Annotated in this window: 21 protein-coding genes; 4 read left to right on the plus strand and 17 right to left on the minus strand. The window is 66.5% G+C overall.

The annotated features are described in order from the left end of the window. Positions 1 to 92 precede the first annotated feature (92 nt). From ASG77_RS15845 to ASG77_RS15865, 5 genes are read right to left on the minus strand one after another with little or no spacing between them, the layout of a single operon-like run. Positions 93 to 3,023 carry a glucosaminidase domain-containing protein gene (locus ASG77_RS15845; protein WP_200950781.1) on the minus strand — a complete coding sequence of 977 codons (2,931 nt, stop codon included), beginning with the start codon at positions 3,021 to 3,023 and terminating at the stop codon, positions 93 to 95. A 16-nt stretch (positions 3,024 to 3,039) separates the two neighbouring features. Continuing rightward, a complete protein-coding gene (locus ASG77_RS15850; RefSeq protein ID WP_056347184.1) occupies positions 3,040 to 4,344 on the minus strand; it encodes a hypothetical protein in 1,305 nt (434 codons plus the stop codon). A gap of 26 nt (positions 4,345 to 4,370) precedes the next feature. Then, positions 4,371 to 5,069 carry a hypothetical protein gene (locus tag ASG77_RS15855; RefSeq protein ID WP_056347186.1) on the minus strand — a complete coding sequence of 233 codons (699 nt, stop codon included), beginning with the start codon at positions 5,067 to 5,069 and terminating at the stop codon, positions 4,371 to 4,373. 38 nt (positions 5,070 to 5,107) lie between these two features. Then, positions 5,108 to 6,358, minus strand: coding sequence for a hypothetical protein (locus tag ASG77_RS15860; RefSeq protein WP_056347188.1), 1,251 nt, complete (start codon positions 6,356 to 6,358; stop codon positions 5,108 to 5,110). Continuing rightward, a complete protein-coding gene (locus ASG77_RS15865) occupies positions 6,348 to 8,591 on the minus strand; it encodes a hypothetical protein (RefSeq protein WP_056347190.1) in 2,244 nt (747 codons plus the stop codon). The genes ASG77_RS15860 and ASG77_RS15865 overlap by 11 nt, the downstream gene beginning before the upstream one ends. Positions 8,592 to 8,979: 388 nt before the next feature. Between ASG77_RS15865 and ASG77_RS15875 the strand changes: the two genes are divergently transcribed. Next, on the plus strand, positions 8,980 to 9,804 hold the full coding sequence (locus ASG77_RS15875; protein ID WP_056347194.1) for an AfsR/SARP family transcriptional regulator: 825 nt from the start codon (positions 8,980 to 8,982) through the stop codon (positions 9,802 to 9,804). On the opposite strand, the gene ASG77_RS15880 is transcribed toward ASG77_RS15875, so the two are convergent. The 9 genes from ASG77_RS15880 to ASG77_RS15915 all read right to left on the minus strand — a co-directional run bounded on the left by ASG77_RS15880 (position 9,779) and on the right by ASG77_RS15915 (position 17,528). Continuing rightward, on the minus strand, positions 9,779 to 11,155 hold the full coding sequence (locus ASG77_RS15880) for a UDP-glucose dehydrogenase family protein (protein WP_056347196.1): 1,377 nt from the start codon (positions 11,153 to 11,155) through the stop codon (positions 9,779 to 9,781). The genes ASG77_RS15875 and ASG77_RS15880 overlap by 26 nt on opposite strands. Next, positions 11,152 to 12,357: a glycosyltransferase family 4 protein gene (locus ASG77_RS15885; protein WP_082576088.1), complete on the minus strand. Its 1,206-nt coding sequence runs from the start codon at positions 12,355 to 12,357 to the stop codon at positions 11,152 to 11,154. Before ASG77_RS15885 ends, ASG77_RS15880 begins: the two co-directional genes overlap by 4 nt. A gap of 88 nt (positions 12,358 to 12,445) precedes the next feature. Next, complete coding sequence (locus tag ASG77_RS15890; RefSeq protein ID WP_082576089.1) at positions 12,446 to 12,694, minus strand: hypothetical protein; 249 nt, start codon at positions 12,692 to 12,694, stop codon at positions 12,446 to 12,448. Further along, a complete protein-coding gene (locus ASG77_RS15895; protein ID WP_056347198.1) occupies positions 12,687 to 14,120 on the minus strand; it encodes a flotillin family protein in 1,434 nt (477 codons plus the stop codon). Before ASG77_RS15895 ends, ASG77_RS15890 begins: the two co-directional genes overlap by 8 nt. 210 nt (positions 14,121 to 14,330) lie before the next feature. Further along, positions 14,331 to 15,185 carry an HNH endonuclease gene (locus ASG77_RS15900; RefSeq protein ID WP_056347199.1) on the minus strand — a complete coding sequence of 285 codons (855 nt, stop codon included), beginning with the start codon at positions 15,183 to 15,185 and terminating at the stop codon, positions 14,331 to 14,333. Between the two features lie 18 nt (positions 15,186 to 15,203). Continuing rightward, positions 15,204 to 15,533, minus strand: a complete 330-nt coding sequence (gene fdxA, locus ASG77_RS15905; protein ID WP_056347202.1) for a ferredoxin — start codon at positions 15,531 to 15,533, stop codon at positions 15,204 to 15,206. Positions 15,534 to 15,804: 271 nt separating this feature from the next. Beyond that, positions 15,805 to 15,948, minus strand: coding sequence for a hypothetical protein (locus ASG77_RS22035; RefSeq protein ID WP_156380348.1), 144 nt, complete (start codon positions 15,946 to 15,948; stop codon positions 15,805 to 15,807). A 32-nt stretch (positions 15,949 to 15,980) separates the two neighbouring features. Then, positions 15,981 to 16,823 (minus strand): hypothetical protein, encoded by an 843-nt coding sequence (locus ASG77_RS15910; protein WP_162254945.1) that lies wholly within the window; start codon positions 16,821 to 16,823, stop codon positions 15,981 to 15,983. A gap of 246 nt (positions 16,824 to 17,069) precedes the next feature. Further along, positions 17,070 to 17,528 carry a DUF4383 domain-containing protein gene (locus tag ASG77_RS15915; RefSeq protein ID WP_056347206.1) on the minus strand — a complete coding sequence of 153 codons (459 nt, stop codon included), beginning with the start codon at positions 17,526 to 17,528 and terminating at the stop codon, positions 17,070 to 17,072. 309 nt (positions 17,529 to 17,837) lie between these two features. Between ASG77_RS15915 and ASG77_RS15920 the strand changes: the two genes are divergently transcribed. Further along, positions 17,838 to 19,154: a cell division protein PerM gene (locus ASG77_RS15920; RefSeq protein WP_056347208.1), complete on the plus strand. Its 1,317-nt coding sequence runs from the start codon at positions 17,838 to 17,840 to the stop codon at positions 19,152 to 19,154. A 42-nt stretch (positions 19,155 to 19,196) separates the two neighbouring features. Here the strand turns inward: ASG77_RS15920 and ASG77_RS15925 are convergent, their stop codons facing one another. Continuing rightward, positions 19,197 to 19,625: a hypothetical protein gene (locus ASG77_RS15925; protein ID WP_056347210.1), complete on the minus strand. Its 429-nt coding sequence runs from the start codon at positions 19,623 to 19,625 to the stop codon at positions 19,197 to 19,199. A 39-nt stretch (positions 19,626 to 19,664) separates the two neighbouring features. On the opposite strand from ASG77_RS15925, the gene purN reads away from it, so the two are divergent. Beyond that, on the plus strand, positions 19,665 to 20,228 hold the full coding sequence (gene purN / locus ASG77_RS15930) for a phosphoribosylglycinamide formyltransferase (RefSeq protein ID WP_056347212.1): 564 nt from the start codon (positions 19,665 to 19,667) through the stop codon (positions 20,226 to 20,228). Positions 20,229 to 20,248: 20 nt separating this feature from the next. Here the strand turns inward: purN and ASG77_RS15935 are convergent, their stop codons facing one another. After that, positions 20,249 to 21,601, minus strand: coding sequence for an MFS transporter (locus tag ASG77_RS15935; RefSeq protein ID WP_056347214.1), 1,353 nt, complete (start codon positions 21,599 to 21,601; stop codon positions 20,249 to 20,251). 142 nt (positions 21,602 to 21,743) lie between these two features. Between ASG77_RS15935 and purH the strand changes: the two genes are divergently transcribed. Then, positions 21,744 to 23,429, plus strand: coding sequence for a bifunctional phosphoribosylaminoimidazolecarboxamide formyltransferase/IMP cyclohydrolase (gene purH, locus ASG77_RS15940; RefSeq protein ID WP_056347216.1), 1,686 nt, complete (start codon positions 21,744 to 21,746; stop codon positions 23,427 to 23,429). Between the two features lie 320 nt (positions 23,430 to 23,749). On the opposite strand, the gene ASG77_RS15945 is transcribed toward purH, so the two are convergent. Beyond that, the gene (locus ASG77_RS15945; RefSeq protein ID WP_156380349.1) at positions 23,750 to 24,715 is read right to left on the minus strand and encodes a trypsin-like serine peptidase; all 966 of its coding nucleotides are present in this window, start codon (positions 24,713 to 24,715) and stop codon (positions 23,750 to 23,752) included. Between the last annotated feature and the right edge of the window lie 195 nt (positions 24,716 to 24,910).

Genomic DNA, 24,910 nt, shown 5'->3' on the forward strand with positions numbered 1-24,910 from the left:
CGAGGGGGACGGGCAGGGAAAGATTCCAAGCCCGGAACGGCGCCGGCCGCTTCCCCTGCGACAGGGAAGCGGCCAGCCGTCATGGACTGCCATCAGGGGGACCGTTCAATCAGGCGCATCACCGACGTCAGCGTGGCGGCGTAGGACGGGTCGGTTGCGTAACCGGCCGCTGCGACAGCCCTGGCGAACGCGTACGGATCGTTGGTGTGCTGGAACGCCGGCCGGTAGCGGGAATTGCGGACCAGGAAATTGCCATGGTCCGCGAAGGATTCCTCCGCCGAGGCGTAGGCCCGGAACCAGTCCATAACCACGTACTCGTACCTCCCGTCGGCCCGGGGCGTCACCGAAATGACCCGGGGGAAATTGCCGTTCGGGTGGCTCAACACTTCGCGGGTCTGCAGCAGTTGCCTGCGTGGCTCGGGATCGGTGGCTTTTGCCTTGATGCCAAAGAAGTTGAACCGCGGTGCCTTCTTGCCCCAGCCGGATTCGAGCGCGGCCTGGCCCAGCGTCACCAGCCACGGGACTCCACTGTTCTGCTGCCCGAGCCGCGCCTCCGGTCCATAACGCCGAACAAATTCCTGGACGTGCGCCGGTACTCCGGACTTGGGCGCAGGGGCGGGCGCTGGCTGTGGCGTCGGGGCGGGCGCCCCGCCCAGGCCCGACACGCCGCCGCTGAAGAGCGGGCTGGGGTTTCGGGCCCCCTCCCAGCTCAGGTCCACGTGGATGTGGTCGATGTGCTTGTTGTTTCCACCGTATGGACGCCAGCCCTCTGCGCGGCGCGCCCAGCTCCACTGGTTGTGGTTCCAGATCAGGTACGCCACCTGCAGTTCCACGGCGTTGCTTTGCATCCACGCCACATAGGCGTCCGCCTGGGCCTTTTCTGCGGGCCGGTCGACCCGTCCGTGCAGGTCGATGGACCGCCCCTCGCCATGGAGCGATGGCGTGCCCGCCTCGGTTTTCCGGCAGTTGAACGTACCCGCTTGCCGGCCGGTGAGCCTGCGCCACTGGTCGGCCATGGCACGCGCTCCCGGCTGCTCACCCGTGGCACACGTAATGAACATTCCGCGGATCACCCGGCCGGCGGCCCGGTCCGAGGTCTGCGGTGCCGGTGCCGGGGCAGGCGATGCTTTCCTGTCAGTGCGGTGGGCGTTGAGCTCCGCCACGGCTGCTGCTCCGGCGGCCCCGGAAATATACGTCCAGACGGTCCACTTTCCGCGGACGTCGATATGGGTGAAGCCGGCACCGATGCCCACCCCGATCCCGTCCCCGAGCACGTCCACGGCAGCTTTGGCGATCTCCAGCCCGGACATCCCGGCCACGGTGATGTCGGCTGCCTGACCGCTGCAGTGCCTGCTCAGGGTTGGCTTCTTGGGTGGACGGGCCTGGCTGTATACGGCGACGTTCCGCTGCCAGGACCGGTACCCGGACGTGATCCGGACAGGACGTCCCACGCGGTCACGGATCTTCTGCAGCGCCGCCACCAGAGCCGGGGAGATGCGTGCCTTCTCGGCAAACTGATTGCCGCTGAAAACGAGCTCGCCCACCGTGAAGTTGGGCGACAGCTTCCGGGTCCGGACAGCTGCTCCCGTGTCATAGAGCGGCAGCCCTGCGTTGTTTGGATCCCAGTGCTCCTCGCCCTGACCTGTCTGACCGGTGGTGACAGTCAGTGACTCGCCCGAGGGAAAGACCTCGTGCTCGCCGATGTCCTCGGCCTCTGCCTCCGCGGCGGCGAGTTCCCACTCGCCGGCTTCGGCTTCCCCGGCTTCGGCTTCATCCGTTTCAGTTTCATCCGTCTCGGTTTCAGCAAGCCCGACGGCGGGTTCAGCCTCGGTTTGGCCCGTCCCGTCAAAGCGCCAGCCAGTTTCGGCGAAGTACAGGTCTGCGTTTTCCTCCTCTGCTTCCCGGGCGATGGTGCCCGCGATTGGTGCGCTGGAGTCCTGCAGCAAAAGCCACCCGAATTTCCGTGGAATGTCGTTGTGCGGCACCCTCGTGGATTCCACTCGGAAAGACGGCGGTACGGCCAGCTGCTTCAGTGCCTTCGCCACGCGCTCGCTGTTCCGAGCGGTCGGCTCGCCCGGACGGAAGAGTACGCGCAGGGCGCCTGTCCCGGCCGCGATCCGCCGTCGGGCCCAGGCGATCAGCGCGGCAGGATCCGAGTAGAGGGCATCGAAGGTGTGGACTTCGTCCGGATCGGTGTGGCGGAGGATGGCCATCAGCGGGGCGCCGCCGCCGGAGTGCGCCGTCAGGATCAGTTTGCCCAACGTGGCGCTGGTACCGGCTTCCTTGTTGAAGGCCTCCAGCCCGGCAGCCACGAGTTTCTGGATGGCCGAGGGCTTGGTGAGCTCGGGAAAGGAGTATCCGGCGCCGCTGTTGCCGCCGAAGTAGTTGCCGCGGGGAAGGAGGGCGAGGGTGGGCGTGGTCCGCCCGGGCGTCCCTGGCTGGGCGGGATCGCTGAAATCCAGCCCGCTGGCAGGTTCCTTGTCGCGGGTGATGCTCATCGTGGCGCGTTTGTCTGAATAGCCGTGCAGATGAACAACGACGTCCACGGTCTGCACGTCCTGGGGCATGCCGTTCCACTTCAGCAGGAGGTCCGGGGCCGTGCCCTTATGCCCCCGGAGTTGCGGGAAGCGGCCTATCACCAGGCGCCCGCCGGGCACCGAGCGTGCCAGCCCGGCCTCCCAACGCTGGCCGGCGGAATCGGCGAATCCGACGTCGGCTTCACCGCCTGCCAGATCCTCCTGTACTTCCCAAGTAGTGGCCTCATCCTCTTCCTGCAGGTCCGCGGCTTCCGACCAGGAGGCGAACGCCTGGTCTTCCTGCTCGCCCCAGCTGAGGTTGTCGTAATCCTCAGCCCCGGTCGCCGTGCCGCCCGGGGCTTCATCCTGCTGGTCCTCATCCTGCTGGGATTCGTGCTGGTCCTGGAAGGAGAAAACGTCCTGCTTCACCGGCCAGCCGGGGTGTTCCTGGTGCGCGTCGCCGTTCCGGTTGACTGCGAACAGCTGCGCCACTGTGTAGTCCTCCATGACGTGCCCCCCGCTCCTAGACCTTGGCCTTGTTGCCGTTGCTGGACGGCGTAAACACCGGCGCGGCAGCGGTGGGCGTGGGCTCGGGCAGCCGCAGCGGCTGGGCCGGGCGCCTGGCATCCGGGCTCACTGATACAACGGTGGGGTCCTTGATCCGGGTGCCCGTGGCCGACTGCCACAGGTCGATGATCCGGATCATCGCGTCGGCGACCACCGGGTTGGGGACCAGATTTGAGTGGTACAGCATCTCCGCGTCGGATTCATCGTTGAACGCGCCGTTTTCGATAAACCACATCAGCGGTGATAGCAGGCCGGCGAGTTCGAACAGCTCGCGGCTTTCCCGCGGCGGGGTGATCCCAACGCGGGCGCCGATCGCGGCCAGCCGATCCGCCGGATTGCCGTTGGTGCCGGCCTCGGCTTTGAGGTCCCTGACCACCGGCGTCTCATACTCGACCGTCAGGTGGAACCAGTTGAGCATGGTGACGTACGCGAACTCCTCCTGCGCCAGCATTCCGCCCCGCCGCCGCATGGTGAGCATCTCCGAAAGGGACTGGCAGAGGTAGGCGATGTAGCTGCGGTCCGTGGCGTTTGGGCCGCCCTGGTTCCGGTCGTTGAGGATGCCCTGCCAGACCTGCCGCAGCAGCTCCTCCCAGATGTCGAAGAACCGTGCATTCGTTCCGGCGCCGACGTCGCGCTTCCACGGCTGGCCCTCCAGCGGTGCGCCCAGCGGCGGATGGGACAGGTCCCGCCCAAACATGCGCCAATAGGCGTTGCGGCGGTTCACCCGTGCATCCGGACGGAGCTGGCTGCTGACACCCAGGATGTGGAAAGCCGGCGGATCGCGGAAGAACAGCTCCTCTGTGTTCCTGGCCCAGACAAGGGTCTGTACCGACGGCGGTGCCAGGGTTTCGCCCACCTTGTAGCGCCGGACCACCTCGCCCAGGATCTCCACGATCCCGGTGTTCTCGAGCAGGAAGGCATAGATCAGGTGGTCCCACGGCAGTGGGGTGGTGGTCCCCAACAGCGGGTTCACTTTGTAACCCGGGGGGATGGCGGTGCCCTGGGTGATGGCGCTGGGAAGTTCGGTCAGCAGCCCGGGTGGCATCTTGAGTCCGTTAATCACAGCCTGTTGACCGGTGGAAGCGGTCAACGGAGGCGCCGGATTCGGAAAGTATTTGACCACGCCGTTGACCGCGAAAACTTCCTCCAGCCATCGGCTGAGCTGGCGGGGATTGTGCGCGAACACCACGTCCGGATTCGGTATGGCTGCGGGGTTCAACAGGGTCGGATCAACGACCAGCCGGGCTAGGGTACGAAACATCGTGAGCCTCCAAGTGATTCTTGATTTCAGCGCCGGTAGGGGATTCCGTAGGCGATGGGAACAGCCCGCCCATCCAGCAGCTCAACAAACTGCACCTGGTCCGAAGCCAGATCCAGGCTGTTGCCCGAGATTTTCTCCACCCGGACCAGGCCCTTGGGATTGTTATCCAGGTACTGGATCCCCACGGTCACTGCTCCGGCCGGCAGGGGCGCGGTAAAGGTCAGAGCGAAGACTTGCTTCCCGCTGGTGGTGACAGTGCGGATCTCGGGCGGAGGAATCAGCGAGTCGTCACGGCCCACCCGGGTGCGCTTGCGGCTGCCCAGGACGTTGCTCAGGGCGTTGAACTGCAGGCCCAGCCGCAGCTGCCCCGGCTCGGCGTCGATGCGGCGGGTCGTGGCCGGCTCCGGACGCCTTGTTTCGGCCTGCTCGATCTTCTTGAGCAGTTCCGCGTCTTTGTCACGCCGATCGCGCTGTTCTTTCACCATTTCCCGGACCAGCACGTAGTCAGCCTCGCGCAGGGCGGCCTGCCCTGCGAAGATGTCGCGCTGTTCGGTGAAGACTTCCCTGATGGCGCCGCTGAGTTGTTCACCCAGTGCCCTGGCAACCGCTTCAGCCACCCTCAGGTCCGCCGCCTCGGTCTGGCCATTGGCCTCGTCCTTGGCCTGGTCTGCTTTGGCCGCGGAACTGCGGGATGATGCCCGGGCCGTGCCCGTGTCCTCTGCCATGACGTTCGTCCTTTCTTGCTGATGTTCTGTTGGGTGGGTCAGGCTGCGGCGGCCGCAGCGCCGCCGATCCGTCGGAGCCAAAGTTCGACGCCGTCGTCGGACCCGGTGGCTGACTGCCCGTTAAGCACCGTCCAGGCCAGCACGCGCATCGCCTCCAGGCGCTGCAGGTAGCTGGACGTGTAGAGGGAAGCGCCCGCCCTTTCGGCCAGTCGGGCAAGCTCCGCCGGGGCAACAGCCCGCGGGTCCGCGAGCGACGCGAGCGACGCGCCGCCGAACGCGCGCAGCGGCATGCGGGTGCACACGTCCGCCAAGGCCGGCAGCTGGGCCAGGCTCGCCCGGCAGATGGCCTGGACGTCCCGCGATGCCTTCTCCACTGGGTGGCGGAGCATCCATGTCCGCGCGATGCCGTCCCACGGCCCGGGCCCGAACCAGGACCGGCACAAGCCCACATTGAACAGCACGCGCACCCAGCCAAACGGATGCGGATCGCCCGGCGGCATCCGGAAGACCTTGCTGGTGGGACCATCCACCACCGTGGCCAGGGCTGGCAGGGGTGCGTAGCCTAGGAGCGCAAAGGCGTATACGTCGGCGGCCACTTCACTGGCCCAGGAGCGCCAGCTTTCGGCGGCCAGGACGGAGACCGGAGCCATCCGGTTGTACAGTGCTGACCCAAGTTCTGCCGTCCAGCCCGTCATGTGCGCCACCTGGTGGCCTGTCTCGTGAATTAAGGAGGTGGGGCGCCACAGATTGTGCCGGGTGATCTTGATAGCTGCCACCGGTGAGAGGGATGCGTCCCAGAGCCGTGCGCCGGAGCGGAGGATGGACGCGCCGATCCCTTTGTCCAAGTAGGTCAGGACCGGCGGAGTGCTCATGCCCAGGGGCCGCAGAACCCGGTCCATGCTGTCCACGGCTAAGGCATCCAGCCCCCGGAGCACGGCGCCCAGGCGCGGGCTTGTCCGGGTATTTACTGCGTCACCGTAGAAATCCAGGACGGTCTCCACCTGTTCGTACCGGCGCCTCAGCCGAAGCATGCCGGTGCGGATTGCTGCCAGCTCCGCGGGCGCCGTGGCCGTGGTGAGCCTCGCGGCAAGGACACCAGCCTCGGCGGCGACGCCTGTGGCCAGCGTGCGGAGGCTGGTTCGGATGCTGAGCCCCATGTAGCTTTCCAGCGCCTGCCAGGAGGCCGACGAAGCGAGGACCTCCAGGTCCGCCAGTGCGGTACTGGCCCGGGACCAGTGCCGCACCTCGAGGGCCAGGGCGTCCTTTTCCGCGGCGAAGTCATTGGCCAACGGACTTCCACCCCGCCTGCACTGCCACCTCGGGCAGCTGGACTGTTGCGCCGAGCTTTTCCTTGGTGAGGTCCTGGAACGTGAGGGAGATGGTGATGCCGCTGGCCGGCTCCGCCACCGCCGCTGCCAGCTGGGCAGCCCGCTGGGTGAGGAACTTGGACAGTGCCGCGGCCAGGGCCTTGAGCAGGGCCTCTACCGGCGCTGCCGCTTCGGCGGCATCTTTTGCCAGCGCGTGCCGGACCATCCGGGCCGCCAGGATCTGCGGCAGCCGGGGTTCGTACAGCTGCCGCAGCGCCGCCAGCACCGAGGGAAGATCCCGCCGGGCCGTAGGTGACGGTGGCTGCAGGAGCGTCAGGAGCTGCTGGGCCTGGCGCTCGGAGAGCCGCAGCTGCACAAGCAGGCGCCGCTTGGACGGTTCCAGCACAACCCGAAGCCGCCGTGCCAGCCGCTTCGTCCGGTTGATCCGGCCGAGGGCAGCCGAGCGGATCCGGAAGTACCGGCGTCCCACCTCCGGCCTGGCGCGTCCCACGGCGGGGCCTGCAGCGGAGGCCTTGCCCAGTCCGGGTTCGCGCAGCAGCAGTCCGGCGATCTCCGGTGTGAGGAGCTGGAACTCGCTGCTGTCCGCGGCGAGGGCCTCATCCGTGGCCTCGTCCTGGGTCAGGTGGCCGAACTGGGTGCCGGGGATGGCCTCGAACAGGTCCACTTCCGCTTCCAGCGGCCACCGCCGCACGCCCCGGTCCAGCAGGTGCCCCTCCAGGGTGCCGCCGTCCGACCAGCGGATGGCCCGCGCTGCCTGACGGGTGATGGGAATGGCGAAAACCCGGGTGTATTTGCGGAACCGGTAGCGGGGCTTGGCTGAGCGGGGCATCAGCACCCACACCCCGGATTCGCCGGCTGTTTCACGTTCCGGCAGGTCCTGGTGCAGGACCTTGTCCGGCAGGTACGCGGCGGCGGCTTCCACGAAGGCTTCCTGCACGGCCGCAGCCAGCTGGAGCTGGTCCTCGAACACGGCCTCAGGCAGTTCCAGGAGCCGCAGTGTGGCCCCCTCCACGGTGGATGCCACCGCCTCCGCCGCCCGCATCCGGTCCGACTCCGCCTCCGCCTCGAATCCGAAAACCTTCAGCCCCAGGTCTGCCACCGGAGTGGCCAGCATCCGGGCGGGACCTTCGCCGATCAGGCCCTTGGCCAGATTGGCGAGGATGTCCGCGACGAACTTCACTACCCGCTGCCGGCCGATGATCGAGATACCAAGTTTGATCAGCGGTTGCACGGCCATCACTGCCGGCAGGAACTGCTCAACTTCCGCCGACGGCGTGCTGCCGTCCGGCATGGCTGCGAGCCGCTCCGTGAACTTGGCCCGCGCCGTGTCCAGGGCGGCCAGCGAATCCGTCGACTCGTATTCCCGCGGCTCAAAGAAACTCTCACCCAGCTCCTCCTCCGCCTCGGGAGCGTACAGCAGCGCGGCGACTTCGAGTTCGAAGACTTCGGCCAAGCCCTCGGCCGAGGCATGGTCCTTAGCTTCGGCCTCTGCTACACCGAGCTTCGCGGCGAGCTTGCGGGCCAGTGGCCGGACGCTGGCCGGGAGCCGGTTCATGGCGGCACTGATGACGCGTTTGAGCAGCGGACGCACCAGGCCTTTGAGCTTGTTCAGCAGCAGGTTTACCGGCAGGACCTTGCCCACCGCCGCGATACCCTTTTTGACGAGGCCGACGGCGCCGCTCACCAGCTTCTTGCCGGCCCGGATGATGCCGCCGAGGAAGTCCTCATAGCCGGTCAATCCGTACTGGGCTTCGTTGCTGGCCGCGTCCAGGAGCTGCTCGAAGTCCTGCGCGGGCAAGCCGTAGATGTCCCGGCCCAGCAACCGCTCGGCGAACCCGTCAAGGGCGCGTTCGGCTTCCGTCGCCACTGGTTCGATCCAGTCCTCGAGCGAGGCCCTCGCATCGGCCTCGGCAGGGAGGGAGGACCAGTTCCGCTGGTCGGCAAGCTGGTGGGCGGCGGCATCGTTGATGAGCTGCTCCAGCGAATCAGCAAAGTCTTCGTCCTCCAGCTCCGCGAAAAACGCGGCACCCTCCTCCACCTCAGGCGCGAAAGCCTCGGCGATGAAACGGGCCGGGAAGGGGGAATTCAGGGTGGCCTCCGGCACGGCCTGGGGACTGGCCGGGTCAGCGGGAGGTTCGGCCAATGACAGGCCGGAGAAGAGCGCCTCGCTGGCGAAGCCGGACTGGACGTCCATGACAGCCTCCTTACAGGATGGGGATTCCAGAGTGGGGCGGCGTTGTATGTGCCAGCGTCAACCGTCTGTAGTAACTTCTGCTGTTGTGCCGGGACCGGGAGGTTCGGCATCGGAGGTCAGTGATTCCAAAAGGGCAACCAGGTTTGCCATACCGAAAACCACCCAGCTGCGTCGCGTCCCGTCTGTGGTCATCACCCTGATAATCAGCCCTTGTGGGTTACGCCAGGCCCGCAGTACGATCACGGAGTATTCGGCAGTCATGGCGGACATGATCCGCCCCAAAGCCTTAGCGGGCATCAACATTGCGTAGTGATGTTGATCATCGCCACGCAAATACCGTGGCCGGTCTCCCATACTTTTCTGTGTCCGATTGAACATGGATCCTTCAATGACGTCTGCACCCTCCCTCCCGGCACCCGTTGCCGATGTCCAGCCGAGACTGTATCTCCTGAACGGCTTTTCGCTTTTCCTGGCCGAAGACCGGATCCGGCTGCCGCTTCACGCCCAGCGGGTCCTCGCTTTCCTGGCGCTGGCCCGGCAGGACGGCGTGAAGTGTTCGCGGGACGCCCTGGTCAGCAGGCTCTGGGCTGACTCGTCCGTTGACCATGCGCACGGAAGCCTGCGTACCGCGCTGTGGCGAATTCGTTCCATCCGGCAGGACCTGGTGCCGGCGGGACGGAATGAACTGGCGTTGGGCCCGGAGGTTACCGTGGACCTGCAGCAATGCCGGGACCAGGCCGCCCGGCTCCTGTCTGATGGCGAAGAGCTGGCCGTCGGCGATATCAACAGCTCCCCGCTCACCGGAGATCTCCTGCCGTCCTGGGATGAAGACTGGCTGCTGGTGGAACGGGAGCGGTTCAGGCAACTGCAGCTCCATGCGCTGGAAGCGCTCGCCGTCCGGCTCCGGAAACTGGGCCGCTATCCGGAAGCCATCGACGCCGCACTCCGTGCCAAGGCCATTGAGCCCCTGCGCGAATCAGTGCACGCCGTCCTCATCGACGTCTGCCTGGACGAAGGTAACGTTGCCGCGGCACACGAATACCTTCGCCAGTACAGCACACTGCTGGACACCGAACTTGGACTGCGCCCCTCCCCGCAAATCCTGGACCGTTTTCGGGCTCCGCACCCCGGTCCACATGATGGCGGCCCGCATCCAGCGGGCCGCCATCATTTTGCCGGAACGGTACTCAGCCGGCCCGCGTCGGCAATGTGATGGGAATTGCCCCCGCAGGCCTGCCAGGGCCGCGGACCACCCAGCCCTCCGCCTGCCAGGCAGCAGCATCAAGGACGTTCCTGGCGTCCAGGATCACCCGCCGCCGCACCAAAGCGCCCGCAGCGGCAGGGCTCAGGCGCCGGTATTCGTCCCACTCAGTAAGGAGGAGCACCAGCTCGGCACCCTCCAAGGCCCGCGTCGCGGAGGCTTCGAACCGCAGCTGCGGATATCGCAGCCACGCGTGGTTGACGGCTTTCGGATCCGTCACCGTCACATGCGCGCCGGCCGCTGCCAGCCGGGCCGCCACGTCCAGGGCGGGGGAGTCGCGGATGTCATCGGTCTCCGGTTTGAAGGAGGCTCCGAGGATGGTGATCGCGCGTCCGGAGAGCCCGCCGCCGCACAGTTCCCCGGCCAGGGACACCGTCCGGGTCCGCTGGCGGACGTTGATGGCATCCACCACACCCATCCAGTCGTTCACCGGGTCCACGCCCAGAGCCGCGGCCTGGCTGCGGAGGCTGCGGAGGTCCTTGGGCAGGCACCCGCCGCCGAAGCCCAGCCCGGCATGCATGTAGCGGTTCCCGATCCTCGGGTCCATGCCCATGGCCTCGCTGAGTTCGGCCACGTCCGCGCCGGACGCGTCGCACAGTTCGGAGATGGCGTTGATGAAGCTGACCTTGGTGGCCAGATACGCGTTGGCGGCCGACTTGATCAGCTCCGCCGTGGCGAAGTTGCACACCAGGCGCGGGATGCCGGCGTTCAGCAGCGGCTCATAAACGGCATCCAGCGCAGCCGTCACCGCACGCGGCGCCCCGGTTTTGGTGTTGAAGGCCGCGGCGCGTCCGCCCGCCACACCGTAGACCAGCCGGTCCGGCACCAGCGAGTCCTTCACTGCAGTGCCCTGCCGCAGGAACTCGGGGTTCCAGCCCAGCTGCACGTCCGTCCGCCCCGCGAGGACGTTCTGGAGCATGTCCACCGTGCCCACGGGCACCGTTGATTTACCGACGACGACGGCGCCCCTCGCCAGGTGCGGGAGCAGTGCCTCGGTGGCGGAAACGAGGAAGGTGAGGTCGGCGCCGTCGGACGTCTTGGACTGCGGCGTCCCCACGCACAGGAAATGGACCTGGGCGCCGGCGGCAGCGGCGACGTCGGTGGAGAACGTGAGGCGGCCGGTGCTGCGTCCGTCGCGGAGCAGTTCGTCCAGGCCGGGTTCGAAGAAGGGGGCCTGGCCGCGGCCCAGCTGGTCCACTTTGGTGGCGTCCACGTCGATGCCCACCACGGTGTGGCCCATGGACGCGAGCGTCGCGGCGTGCACGGCGCCGAGGTAGCCGCAGCCGATCACCGATATTTTCACAGGGACGCTCCACTTTTGGTTTGGGCGGGCTCAACCACCGGGCGGCGGCTCTTGGTTTCGACGGTTTCAGCCAACGGTTCGCCGGCGATTACTGATTGGTACTGACGCACCAGTTCGGCGCTGAGCACCGGCCATGTCCGCGCCTGGACCGAGGCGTGCGCTGTCCTGGCGAACGCGCGGCGCTTGGCGTCGTCGCCCATGAGGTCCATCACCCGGGCCCGGAAACCGGCCAGGTCGCCGGGCTGGTACAGCCAGCCTGTACGGGAGTTTTCCACCAGGTCCAGGGGTCCGCCGCGGCCCGTGGCCACCACCGGCACCCCCGATGCCATGGCCTCCTGGATGGTCTGGCAGAACGTCTCGAACTCGCCGGGATGGACAAAAAGGTCGAAGGACGCCACCGCCTTCGCCAGCTCCTCACCGCCTAGGAACCCGGTGAACACGGCGTCCGGCAGGGCTTCCTGCAGGAAGGACTTTTGGGGTCCATCGCCCACAATCACCAGCTTGGTGTTCGGGACGTTGGCGAGCGCGGTGAGGTCCTCTACCTGTTTTTCGATGGCCAGCCGGCCGACGTAGCCGATGATGCGCTCACCGCCCGGGGCAACCGTTGTCCGCCACCCGGCGTCGCGCTTTTCCGGCGAAAACCGCGCGGTATCCACACCGCGCCGCCACATGCCCACCCGCGGAATCCCGCGGCCGCGCAACTGGTTCAGCGCGAAGGTGGACGGCACCAGGGTCCGGGTGGCGAGCAGGTGGATATTCTCCACCCGGCTCCACGCCCAGTTTTCCAGGAACGGCACACCATAGCGGGCGGCGTAGCTGGGAACCTCGGTCTGGTAGATGGCTATGGTGGGGATCCCCAACTGATGCGCGGCCTGCACTGCCCGCCACCCGAGGATAAACGGCGATGCGAGGTGGACAACGTCGGGTGCGTAGTCGGCAAGGATTCGCTTGACCCGGTACACACCGCCCATCGCCACTCGCACGTTGGTGTATCCCGCCAGGGGAACCGCGGGAACCCGGTGCACCGTCGCGCCGTGAACCACCTCGGCCGGTCCCACGAACTCGGCGACAGCATAGGTGGAAGGGGCGATGACCAGGACGTCGTGGCCCTGGTCCTCCAGGTGTTCAAGCACCCTCAGGATGGAGTGGGTCACTCCGTTCATCAGCGGCAGGAATGACTCGGCAACAATTGCGATCCTCACCCCTCCACGGTGGGCGCGGCGCCTGTCGGGGCGGGGTCACCCGGGTTGAGTCGAGGGAAAGGTTGGGTTAACAGATCAGCGCATGGGGTCAGCCGTCTTCACCGTGCCGCAGCACGTCCGGCAGTTCATCGACATAGACCGTTTGCGGCGGCTCGAAATAGATGACCAGCACTTCGTCACCGACTGCGAAGACGCTCGTCTTGTCGAAGGGGTGGGCATGGAACGCGTTGGTGCCGCCCAGGTAGGGCAGCATGACCTCGCCGAGGGTTCCCGGCCCAATGCGCCCGGTCACGCGGCCGATCTTGCCGGTCAGGCTCCGGTCAACGTTTCTATGCATCGGGGCCTTTCGCGGGGCGCTTGCCTTCCCGGCTGTTCTTCAGTGCCGAGGACAAGGCAGGAAGGTAGTCGCCCACCTGGGCCAGGATGCCGCCCAGCATCTTGTTCACGCCCTCGCCGCCGTTCAGCACGGTCATCTGCCCCACGTGGGAGAAAGGCTCGGCCGCTGCGGCGATGATGGCCGGCATGTTTTCGGCCAGCTGCTGCGAAATGACGGCGTCCTGGTTGGTCCCGAGCGCTTCGGCCCGCGCCTTGATGCCGTCTGCCTCGGCCAGCGCCTTGGCTTTGATGGCGGATGCCGCGGCATCACCACGGGCCCTGGTGGCAGCGGCTTCGGCCTCGCCGGTGACCTTCGTGGCACCGGCCGCGGCCGCCGCGGCAGTGGCGTTCGCCTGCGCAGTCAGTTCCGTCCGGCGGGCGTTGGCCTGGGCCTCAAGTTCCGTGCGGCGGGCCAGCGCTTCGGCGGCGCTGATGTCCGCCGCCTTCTGGCCCTCCGCGTCGGTGCGCTTGGCGTAAGCCTTGGCGTCGGCGGGCTTCCGGACTGTGGTCTGGAGCTTCTGCTCCTCCCGGTCCGCCTCAAGCTTGGCCACTTCCGTTTCCTGGACGACGACGTGCTGCCGGGCGGTCGCATCCGCCAGCGGTCCCGCCTGGGCGGCCTCGGCCTTGGCCCGCTCGGCGTTCGCCTGCGCCACCGACTGCCGGATGGCCGAAACGCTCTGCGCGTCCGCGATCATGGCAGCCGCCTCGGCTTCCTTCTCGGCCGCCTCACGGTTCCGCGTGGCCTCCGCGATCCGGGCCTCCATTTTGACCTGGGCAATGTGGGGCTTGGCGATGTTCTGGATGTACCCCGTGGGGTCCTGCAGGTCCTTGATCTGCAGCGAATCCACCACCAGACCCAGCTTCTCCATTTCCACTCCGCTGGCGCTGCGGACCTGGGACCCCAGCTTGTCCCGTTCGCGGATGATCTCTTCCACGGTCATGCTTCCGATGATGGACCGCAGGTGGCCCTCAAAGACGTTGTAGACCTGGCTTTCCATTTTGGGCTGCTGGCCCAGGAAACGCCTGGCCGCATTTGCGATGAACGGCGGGGCGTCACCGATTTTGTAAATTACCACGCCTTCCACAATCACCTGGATGCCCTGCGAAGTCACGCAGGAAACCTTTAGCTCCGTTTCATTCAGCGTCAGGGAAAGCGTGCGGACGGTCTGCAGGCCCGGAAATACCAGGGCGCCCTTTCCGGTGACAATCTTGAAGTCCATTCCGGCCCGGGTTTCCAGGGTTCCGCGGGTCAGGCCGGAGATGATCAGTGCCTCATTGGGCTCCGCCACTTTCCACATCAGTTTGATGGCCGCCCAGACAAAGCCGACCACCAGTATTGCCCCGATAATCGCGGCAAGAAGCGGGAAGAATGCTGACAGATCCGGCATGACGAGGTCCTTTCGCGTGCGGCACAGGCCTCCCAGGACGGCCCCAATAATGGCAGCTGCTCAGGCCTTGCCGGTATTGCGTGTCTCCAATCTCGGCCTGCTGGCCAGCTGTTGTAGACAGTCTGGTTGGCGCCCGCCCAAGAGTCCAGAGCGCGGGCTGTTGCGTGGGGTTTCAACAGGCTGGATCTCGACCGGCCCGATCACCGGTTCCTATTTGCCGAGGATCTCGCGGGCAACGCGCTGGGCCTCAATCTCCTCAGGGGCAACGGTGGTTCCGCGGAGGTATCCGGCGGTGGCCATGATTTGCCGCAGCTCTGCTTGCGTGCGCGGCGTGCTGACTCCGTGGTGGGCCATGGCATGGCAATTGGCACAGAGCGGAACCAGATCCGTGAGCGGATCCAGCTGGTAGCCGCCGCCGAGTTGGGCCGCCGGCACCATATGGTGGACGTCGATGAAGTCCTTGCCGAGCTCGCCGTACGCCAGTTCGAAGGAGAACCCGCAGGCCGCGCACCTGCTGCCGCGGTGCGCGATGCACGCCCGCCGGGCCTCGGGGTCACGCTCGTAGCGGTTGGCAGTGACACGGACGACGGCGGTCTCGGGGTACGTGCCGGGCACAGGTTGGGTTGGGTCAGATCCTTGTGCCGGTCCGTGAGTGGCCCAGAGCGCCCGGACCGCGGCTTCGTCGCCGGACTCCAGCGCCATGCCCCCGGTTTCGGCGCTGTCCCACACGACGCCGGGCACCGCTGCGTCGAGGACCGCAGCAGGCACGTGGTCGCCCAGCGGCAGGAGCGCATCGAACGCCACCTGCACGGTGAACTCAGGCTGGCCCGACGAGGCCGCTTGATCCGGGTGCCCGGGCTGCCCCGACAGGACAACGCCATGGCCGATCAGGCCGGGGCCGTGCGCTCCCAGCAGGAGCAGCCACACGCCGGTGCCGGGGGCAACGCCCCGGTCCACGCTCCAGGGCTCCAGGTGCAGCCCTGTCGCGGCGACCTGTTCAGTAACAGCCGGGTAGTTCCAGCGGTTCCAGCCGGCCGGGTCCCAGCCCAGGATGATGTCGCTCATGGGGCCATTGTTGCAGCCTCACCCGCGGACAACCGCGACCACCGGCTCGGTGGCCACCACCGGATGGTCGCGGCCCAGGTTCCCGAGGCCGGCGGCTCCTTGCGGGGATCCCAGGTCCTCGAAGAAATCCACGTTGGCCCGGACATAGTCGGCCCATTCATCCGGGACGTCGTCCGAATAATAGATTGCCTCCACGGGGCACACCGGATCGCATGCCCCGCAGTCCACGCACTCGGACGGATGGATGTAGAGCGAGCGTTCGCCTTCGTAGATGCAGTCCACCGGGCATTCCTCGATGCACGCCTTGTCCTTCACATCCACGCACGGTTGCGCGATCACGTACGTCACGGCTGGCTACACGCCGGTGTAGACGGTCTTGCCCCACGTGAAGAAGTCCAGCGCGGATCTGCCCTGCTCTCGGAACGTGTTTGTAGAGGAGTCTTTTACCCTGCCGAATGGCACGTTCACGGCGTTCGACGGCGGTGCGCACCACCGCCTGGTTCTGCTCAAATTGCTGCCTGCTAGCGGTCAGCGATTCATCTTATATGAGGTGAAGGTTTTTACAGGAGTGTTGTCTGGGCGGGTGGGCGGCGGTCTCAGCCGCCCACCGCACCTGGAGCTAGCCGAGCTTGCGCATGGGGTCGGGCCAGTTGCCCACTGTCGAGATGACGTGGGAGCGGTTGATAACAGCGCTGTAGATGGACATGACAGATTCTCCTGACTGAACGTGGTGTCCGCGCGCCGGTGGTGCGCGGGTGGTCATGGTCTGCCGCGAAAAGGGCAGAGATGACCTGTTCAGTCGGGTGAGCAGCCGGGGTCGAAGGAAGGACCGGCCGGCAGCGTCACGGCGCCGGACAGATGTGGTCCACTGTTGGCTGTGGGGAGGGACGGCCAGGACCCGCCAAGGTCAGCCGCACCCTCGGAGCCTCCGACTGACCCGGAACTGGCCGTCCCGGCGCCATTTGCTAAGGCAGGGGGAGTCCGCGGGTCAGGGTTCTGCGGCCCGTTTTCGGGGCCGGTAGGGCTTGCCGATGCCTCTGGCGGAGAGGCCAAGCCTGACCGGTCCTGGGCCGGGCCGAAGCCGAACCTCGGGGTGTTGGTGGCCGCCAGGCTAACAGGGCGTGCCGGTGCCGGGCTAACGCTCGCAATGCTGCCCTTCGCAGCCGCGCTCGACGCCGGGAGGCTGGGTGCCGCCGTCGGCAGGGGGCCGGGTGCCGTCGTCGTACGCGGCAGGCCAGGCAGCGGGGCGATGCCAGGCGCGGGCAGGAGCGGCGGCAACTGCTCAGGCAGCGGCAGGACATCGGGGAGGGGAAGCGGGAGGGGCGCCTGTACCAGCGGCAGATCGGGAAGCCCGGGCACCAAAGCAGTGGCAGTATCAACAGTGCCGGTGACCGCCGGCAGCGCAGGGGCAGCCAACGCGTTTGCGGCGGCCGCGGCCGAATCCGCCAGGGACGTTGCGGTTGCCAGTGCAGTTCCGCTTGAGCTCACCACGGCGGGATGCGCCGGTACAGGAAGCGGTTTCGCAAGTGCCGCGGAAGCCGGCTTCAGGAGGTCTCCGGCATCCGGGACGGGGCTGGACGCGGTGGCTGTTCCGGCTCCCCAGACGAGCCACGCCAGCGCGACCAGGAGGGCCAACAAGACAGGCCGGGACGCGGAGCGGCAACGAGCCCGCAGTATCGCCCCCATCCGATTCCCCCCTCGCCGATTAGCGTACGCTCGGCCCCGGCCGCCGTCCAGCATTAGTTTTCACCGCCGTCGCGCACCAAGAAGCCGGTGCAGCTGTTCGCGGAACGCGGCAACTGCACCGGCGAGTAGGACGAAAATTCAGAACTTATTGATCATTTCTCATTCGCGGCTCCCGTATCCCGGCTTGTCATTTCCGGGCTATTTCCTCTCGCCGGACATGTTCCTGGAGAACAGCCAGCCAGCAGCTATCATCGCTACGCCCAGCACCAGGTGGGTCCAGTTGTCAGCCATGTTGAACGACAGGAAGTTGGCCGCCGAGTCAACGCCGACACTGAGCCCGAAAATGCTGAGGATGATGTACAGCGCGCCTGCTCCGATGAGGAAGTTCCGTGCGCCATGTTCGGTCCGGGACATCGCCCAGCCCGTTGCGCCGATGGCCAGCTGCACAATATTGAGCAGCATGGACACCTGGAACAGCCCAAGGAACATGGCATGGGAATCAGGTCCCAGGAACATCAATTCGCTGTACTGGGTGGTGACGCCGGGGATAAAGCCCAGGGCACCCACCACCAACAACAGGATACCTACTCCCATGCCGGCATTCTGGACGTCTGCGCGCCCAAAATGAACGTGTGCATGTGGGGATGCGGTAGTCATTTTTTCTGCCTCCAACCACTGATTGCGGACATTCCAATTTTACGGCGGACCCGCGGAAAAAGCGCCGAATCAGGCCCGGATGGGGACATCTGCCCAGCGACATGAGCGACCCGGACGAGGCGCCCCGACAGGCAGTGCAACATGGTGTGTTCGCGGGAGCCGGGCTGGATGGCCTGCGCCCACCTCCGCACCCGTCGCGGGTTCGCGTTCAGCGAGGCGGACTACGAACTCTGGTGAGGCGCGTCTCGCAGGGAGAATGAGCCTGTCGAAGCCCGGTCCGAAGCCCCGGCCGTGACACCATGGGACACGATGAAACTGCGCGCTGATCAGACCGGAGACCGAGGCCTTCCCATGCCCTTGTGGCTGCAGGGAGGCCTCGAAACGGCGCAGGCTGCCATCATCTCCGCGCTCCTGGCGGTGGTTCCCATTGTGGCCGTGTGGGCCACTGCGGGCTTCGAGAACACCGCTTTTGATTCCCTGGCCCGACTCGCCGGGCAGGGCTGGCTGCTGATTCACGGGGTGCCGCTGCAGCTCGCCGTGGTCTCCGGCGAGGCTGGTGCGGCCGGCCGTCCAGGCTCCGGCCTGCTGACCCTGGTGCCCCTCGGCCTGACCCTGATCCCGTTTTTGCTCGCCTGGCGTGCGGGGCGGCGCCTGGCCCGGGCCTCCTATACGGACCAGCTGTGGCAGGCGCTGCTCGGGTCCTGGGTGGTCTACTCGGCGTTCGGCGCTGCCACCGGCTTTGTGTGCCGCACGGCCGACGTCGTCATTAACATCTGGTTGGCAATGCTCATCCCGCTCGTCCCGTTCGCCCTCGGCATGGTGATCGGCGCCCGCCGCGAGGCAGGCTCATGGAGCCGGCTGATCGGCGTCGACGCCGTCGACTGGATCTCGCGCACCAGCCAGCATTCCCGCTGGGCCGGCTCCTATTTTGGCTCCGCGGCGAAGGCGGGCTGTGTGGCTCTTCTGGCGGCCTTTGCGCTCGCAGGTGTGCTCCTGGCCGTGGACTTCTTTATCCACTGGAACCTGGTGATTGCTGTCTATGAAGCGCTCGACGCCGGCGCGGTAGGGGGTGCCGCCCTCACCATCGCGCAGCTTGGGTATCTGCCCAACCTTGTGGTTTTTGCGCTGGCCTGGGTCTCGGGTTCGGGCTTCGCCCTGGGCGTGGGCTCGCAGGTGGGGCCGCTGGGCACCGCCACTGGGCCGCTGCCGTCCATTCCGGTCTTCGCCGCTATCCCGTCGGGTCCGCTGGACTACGGGTTCGTGGCGCTGGTGCTGCCCGTTCTGGCGGGGATCCTGGCCGGCTGGTGGTTCCTGCGCGAAGGCGAAAACCACTTCGACGAGTGGCTCTCCATCAAGATTGACGCGCGCTGGTTCACGGCCACGGTGTCCACCCTTGCCCTCGGAGCGCTGGTCGGCGGTGTGTCCGGGCTGCTGGCCGCGGGCCTGGCCTGGCTGGCCCGCGGCTCCGCCGGGCTGGGCCGCCTCACGGCCATCGGACCCGACCCCTTGTGGATGGGACTCTGGATTGCCGCGGAGGTGGGCATCGGCGTCGTGATCGGTTACGCGGCCGGACCGTGGCTGGAACGCCAGCAGCACGTGGATGAGGAAGCGGAACTGGCCCGCTGACTTTCGTGGCGGCTGCTGGTGTGGCTGCCAGTGGTGTGGCTGCTACCGGAGACCCGGCAGCGAGCTTTCCAGCTGGACCCGGCAATTGGAGAGCGCCTGGTCGGTAAGGGCCTCGCGTGAGCAAGTCTGGAAGTCCTGGACCTGGCGGAAAAACAACGCCGTGGCCAGGATGACCAGCAGCATGATCAGCGATACCACCAGCCCCGAGATGGTGCCGAACAGGACCAGCTTGGACTCCTTGAGCCTGGCCGACCTGACCAGCAGAAGGACACCCAGCACAAAGCTCGCCGCGGTCAGGATGCCGGTGAGCCAGAGGTAGCTGACGTCGAGCTGGTAGACGAAGAAGGCGCCCAGCACGGTGACAATGAAGATCCGGAACAGGTTGCGGGTTTTGGTGAGCGAGTCCTTGGCGGCGTCGCTGAGCGGCTGTTTGGTCCGTTGCTGGCCAGCCGGTTCCGGGGTGTTGTTCATGTTTTCCAGCCTACGCGAGCGTGCCCATAAGCTAGACCCATGCGCATCGTAGTCCTCGTTTCCGGTACCGGGTCCAATCTCCAGTCAGTCATCGACGCCGTCAAGGCAGGGGAGCTGGACGTGGAAATCGCCGCGGTGGGTGCCGACCGGGAGGGGACCTACGGCGTCGAACGATCCTCCGAAGCCGGGCTGGAGACGTTTGTGGTCAACTTCAATTCCTTCCCCACCCGCGACGAATGGGATGCCGCACTGACCGCCCGCGTGGCGTCCTACGCCCCGGACGTGGTGGTCTCCTCCGGCTTTATGCGCATCGTCAGCGCCGACTTCATCGCTGCGTTCCACGGCAAGTACCTCAACACCCACCCGGCCCTGCTGCCTGCGTTCCCCGGCGCCCACGGAGTGCGCGATGCGATGGCCTACGGCGTGAAGGTCACCGGCTGCACGGTGCACTGGGCGGACGCCGGGGTGGACACCGGGCCCATCATCGCCCAGGAAGCCGTCACGGTTGAACCGGGGGAGACCGAGGAATCGCTGCACGAACGCATCAAGGTGGTGGAGCGCCGCCTCCTGGTCAACACCCTGGCCGCCCTCGCCGCCGCCTGATTTTCCGGCGGCTCCGGGGGCTACTCGAGGCGGCGCTGCTTGGTCTCCGGGGAGAAGAACGCCATCCACAGGACGGCCACCAGCACCAGCCCGCCGGCCAGGGCGAAGGACGTGGCCAGGCCGAGCTCGGGCCAGAAGTAGTTCGCAAATATCAGGGGCCCAAAACCAGCCCCCAGCCGCGAAAATGTTGACGCCCAGCCGAAACCCGTGCCGCGGAGCTCGGTGGGGTACAGCTCAGACACGTACGCGTAGAGCACCGGAATCGCTATCTGCACCACAAAGCCGAATACCAGGAGCCAGAACACGGCTGCCGTGGGGATGTCCACCACAATCGCCACGATCACCAGGGTCAGGGCGGACAGCGGGCCGGTGATGGCCAGGATCCATTTGCGGCCCACACGCTCCACCAGCAGCGCGGCAACACCCACACCCAAGAGCCCAACAGCCGCCATGGAAGCCGTGGTGACAAACGCCTTGTATTCGGCGAAGCCCGCGCCGATCAGGATCCGTGGCATCCACGTCAGGGACAGGTAGTAGACCAGCAGGATGCTGAAGAACAGGGCCCAGGCCGTGGCCGTGATCTTCCAGTTGAACTGCCACACCAGCCTCAGCTGATGCCAGGCGCTGCCGGCGGAGAGCCGCGGAACTTCCTGCGCGTCGGGCAGGCTGTAGGCGCGGGGTTCGGCGCCGGTGGCAACCACGAGGTCGTCGATGACCTTGGCGGCTTCCTCGCGGCGGCCCTTGCGGATGAGGAACAGCGGAGACTCCGGAACGCTGCGCCGGACCCAGAACACCAGGAGCGCAGGCAGCACCATCACCAGCATGGTCAGCCGCCAGTCGCCGAACACCGCCACGAGGCCGGCGGACACAAAACCGGCAAGGGCCGCGCCCACCGGCCACCAGCCGTCCATCGCGGTGAGGACCTTCCCGCGCTGCTTGCGGGGTGTGAACTCACCCACCAGCGCATAGTCCACGGGAATGCAGCCGCCCAGACCGAAGCCGGCCATAAAGCGGAACACGCAGAACCAGATGAAGTCGGGGGAGAAGGCGCCCAGGACCGTGAAGAGCGAGAAGATCAGCAGCGTGGCCGTAAACGCCTTCTTCCTCCCGATCGTGTCCGCGATGGTTCCCCACACAAACGCGCCCAGGGCCATGCCGATCAGGTTGGACGTACCCACCCAGGCCACTTCGCCGGGAGCCAGGGCCCAGTGCGTCGAGAGCAGCGGGATGAGGATGCCGTTAAGCGTCACGTCCCAGGCATCGAACATAAAGCCGAGGCCGCCGATCACGAAGATCCTGCCCTGGACTTTCCAACGCCAGGGCAGTTCCTGGACCACCTGTTCGCCGCTGGGCACAGTGGTGTAAGTATTCATCGCAGCCTCCTGTGAAAACTCTAACCGTGCCCACTGACGTTCACACTGCCGCCGGCAAGCGGGGCAAACCGCGCAACACGATAAACTGAGCCCATCCCCACCAACCGCGGCACTGTTCCGCGAGATCAGACGGAGACTTTTTGTGAGCGTCACGCAGCCTGACCGTGTATCCATCGACCGTGTTCCCATCCGCCGGGCGCTGATCTCGGTCTACGACAAGACCGGTCTGGAGGATCTCGCCAAGGGCCTGCACGCAGCCGGCGTGAAGCTCGTCTCCACCGGTTCCACGGCCAAGAAGATCGCCGCGGCCGGTATCCCGGTCCAGGAAGTCGAAGAAGTCACAGGGTCTCCGGAAATGCTGGACGGCCGCGTCAAGACGCTGCACCCGCGCGTCCACGGCGGCATCCTGGCGGACCGCCGCGTCCCCGCGCACATGGAAACCCTCGCCGGTATGGAGATTGAAACCTTCGACCTGGTGGTGGTGAACCTCTACCCGTTCGTTGAGACCGTGAAGTCCGGCGCCGCGCAGGACGATGTCGTTGAACAGATCGACATCGGCGGCCCCGCGATGGTCCGTTCGGCAGCGAAGAACCACGCCGCCGTCGCGATTGTTGTTGACCCCGCGTTCTACGGCTCAGTGGTCACCGCCGCCGCTGAGGGCGGCTTTGACCTGAAGACCCGTCGGCGGCTGGCCGCCAAGGCGTTCGCCCACACCGCGTCCTACGACAACGCCGTGGCCACTTGGACTGCCAGCCAGTTCCTGGATGAAGACGGCGACGGCGTCATCGACTGGCCTGCCTACGCCGGCCTGTCGCTGGAGCGCTCCGAGGTTCTCCGCTACGGCGAAAACCCGCACCAGCAGGCTGCGCTCTACGTCGACAAGGCAGCCCCGGCCGGGATCGCGCAGGCCGACCAGCTGCACGGCAAGGCCATGAGCTACAACAACTTTGTCGACGCCGACGCCGCCCTCCGTGCCGCGTTCGACTTCGCCGAGCCCGCCGTCGCCATCATCAAGCACGCCAACCCGTGCGGTGTCGCCGTCGGTTCCGCTGATGCTGCAGACCCGATCGCCGACGCCCACGCCAAGGCCCACGCCTGCGACCCCGTTTCGGCCTTCGGCGGCGTCATCGCTGCCAACCGGACGGTCACTGCCGCCATGGCCGAGACGGTTGCCGGCATCTTCACCGAGGTTGTCATCGCCCCGGACTTCGAGCCGGAAGCCGTGGAGATCCTCTCCAAGAAGAAGAACATCCGCCTGCTGGCCCTGCCCGAAGGCTACGACCGCTACCCGGCAGAAATGCGCCAGGTTTCCGGCGGTGTCTTGGTCCAGATGAGCGACAAGGTGGACGCCGACGGCGATAACCCCGCCAACTGGACCCTCGCCGCCGGCGAAGCCGCTGACGAAAAGACCCTCGCGGACCTCGCCTTCGCCTGGACTGCCTGCCGTGCCGCCAAGTCCAACGCCATCCTGCTCGCCGATCACGGCGCAGCCGTGGGCATCGGCATGGGCCAGGTCAACCGGCTGGACTCCTGCCGCCTGGCCGTCGAGCGTGCCAACACGCTGGGCGTTTCGGTGGAGTCCGACGTCGAAGGTGCTGGCGGTGCGTCAAACGCCGACGCGACCGGCGCACCCGCGCGTGCCCGCGGCGCCGTCGCAGCCTCCGACGCGTTCTTTCCGTTCGCTGACGGCCTGCAGATCCTGATCGACGCCGGCGTCCGCGCCGTGGTCCAGCCGGGCGGTTCCGTCCGGGATGAGGAAGTCGTAGCCGCGGCCAACGCGGCCGGCATCACCATGTACTTCACGGGTGCCCGCCACTTCTTCCACTAGTCCCCACCGGTTCCCTAACCTCGCAAGCTCGGTCAGGGAACCCTGCCGGCGTGGGCCCAGGGTTAAACGTCGACGGCGCCTGTCCCCGCTGAGGGGACAGGCGCCGTCGGGCCTTAACGGGCAGCTTCTAGGAAGGTCGTGGTGCCGGGTCCGCGCCCCGCTGCATGAGGCGCGGACCCCCTTCCGGAAGCCGAAGCTCCCGGGGCTTTGCAGCGGCCATTCGCTGTTTGGTCCAGTATTCGAGGATCTCCCCGCGGGTCTGGCCCGATTCGCTGTGGCTGACGGTTCCGTTCCCGGATGCCTTCTCAGGCGGGGATTTCCTAGGCTGCTGCGGCAATGTCGTAGGCCGTTTTGATGGCGGCGCCCCAGTACGGGCCGTACATCACGGGTTTCGGGCTGTAGCCGTAACTGTTGATGGAGTTCTGGAGGCCGTCGGAGCCGCTGCCGATGAACCACGGGCCGCCGGAGGAGCCGCCGGTCATGTCGCAGGGGATGCCCTGGGTCGTGAACGCCGTGTTGTTGGTGTCATTGGTGGCTGTGCCAGTGCAGCTCCAGAGCCGTTGGCCGCTGAAGGGCTTGGCGGCCGGGTAGCCGTAGGAGGTGTACTGAAGGCCGCGGTCTTCATTGAATGCCACGCCGGAGCCCCCGACGACGTCGGTCAGCAACTTGCCGCCAAGCTGACTCATGACCGCAAAGCCGGTGTCGTAGCTGATGTCCCCGGAGCCCTTCCACTGGGCCGTGGTGTAAAGCGCCTTGGCTGTCCAGGTACCGTAAGGCCTGGCGCCATTCTCGTAGGCCGGTACAAAGACAAAGTTGGTGGCGAACGCGCCGGGACCTTCATTGAGGCAGTGCCCGGCGGTGGCCACGGTACTCTTGTTCGGCGCCGATACGGCATTTCCGGAACAGACGTAGTTCGCCCCGCCGAGGGTGAAGAACACCTTACCGATGTGGGCTACAGGGTTCGCAGGCTGAGCGAGTGAGGGCTTTCCCGTGGTGCCCGCCACCTTGGTTTTGGGTCCCTTCAGCACACTGGCCGCACTGGATGATTTACCGCGCTCCAGCGCCTTTCCGGCCAGGACATCACCGGGAATCGCGGCGCGCATGCGGTCTGATGTCCAGTAGTCCGCCGCCCCGGTGCCGTCTACGATTGCGCTGGCCACCGAAGGAGCTGCTTTATCGCCCGACGACGATGGGGCAGCATGGGCACTTCCGGCGCCAACCAGCGCCAGGAGGGCAGCCGCCGAAAGGCTCAGGAGGGTGGCAGCCAAGGACCTGGTACGCGTCATTATTGTCCTGTCTAAAACGTTCGAAGGCGTGCCCGGGAGAGCCAGCCGCGTGACCCATGTAACCTATCGAGACATGACAAGTTTGTAAATAGTAGTGACGCCAGAAGTATGGTCCGCAAACACGGCTCGGATCTGGTGGTGCGGGTGCGCCGCTCTGGCAAAAACGACCGCCGGAGGGTACTTTTCTCTATACAG

It is taken from the genome of Arthrobacter sp. Soil762 (assembly GCF_001428335.1).
Taxonomy (GTDB): Bacteria; Actinomycetota; Actinomycetes; order Actinomycetales; family Micrococcaceae; genus Arthrobacter.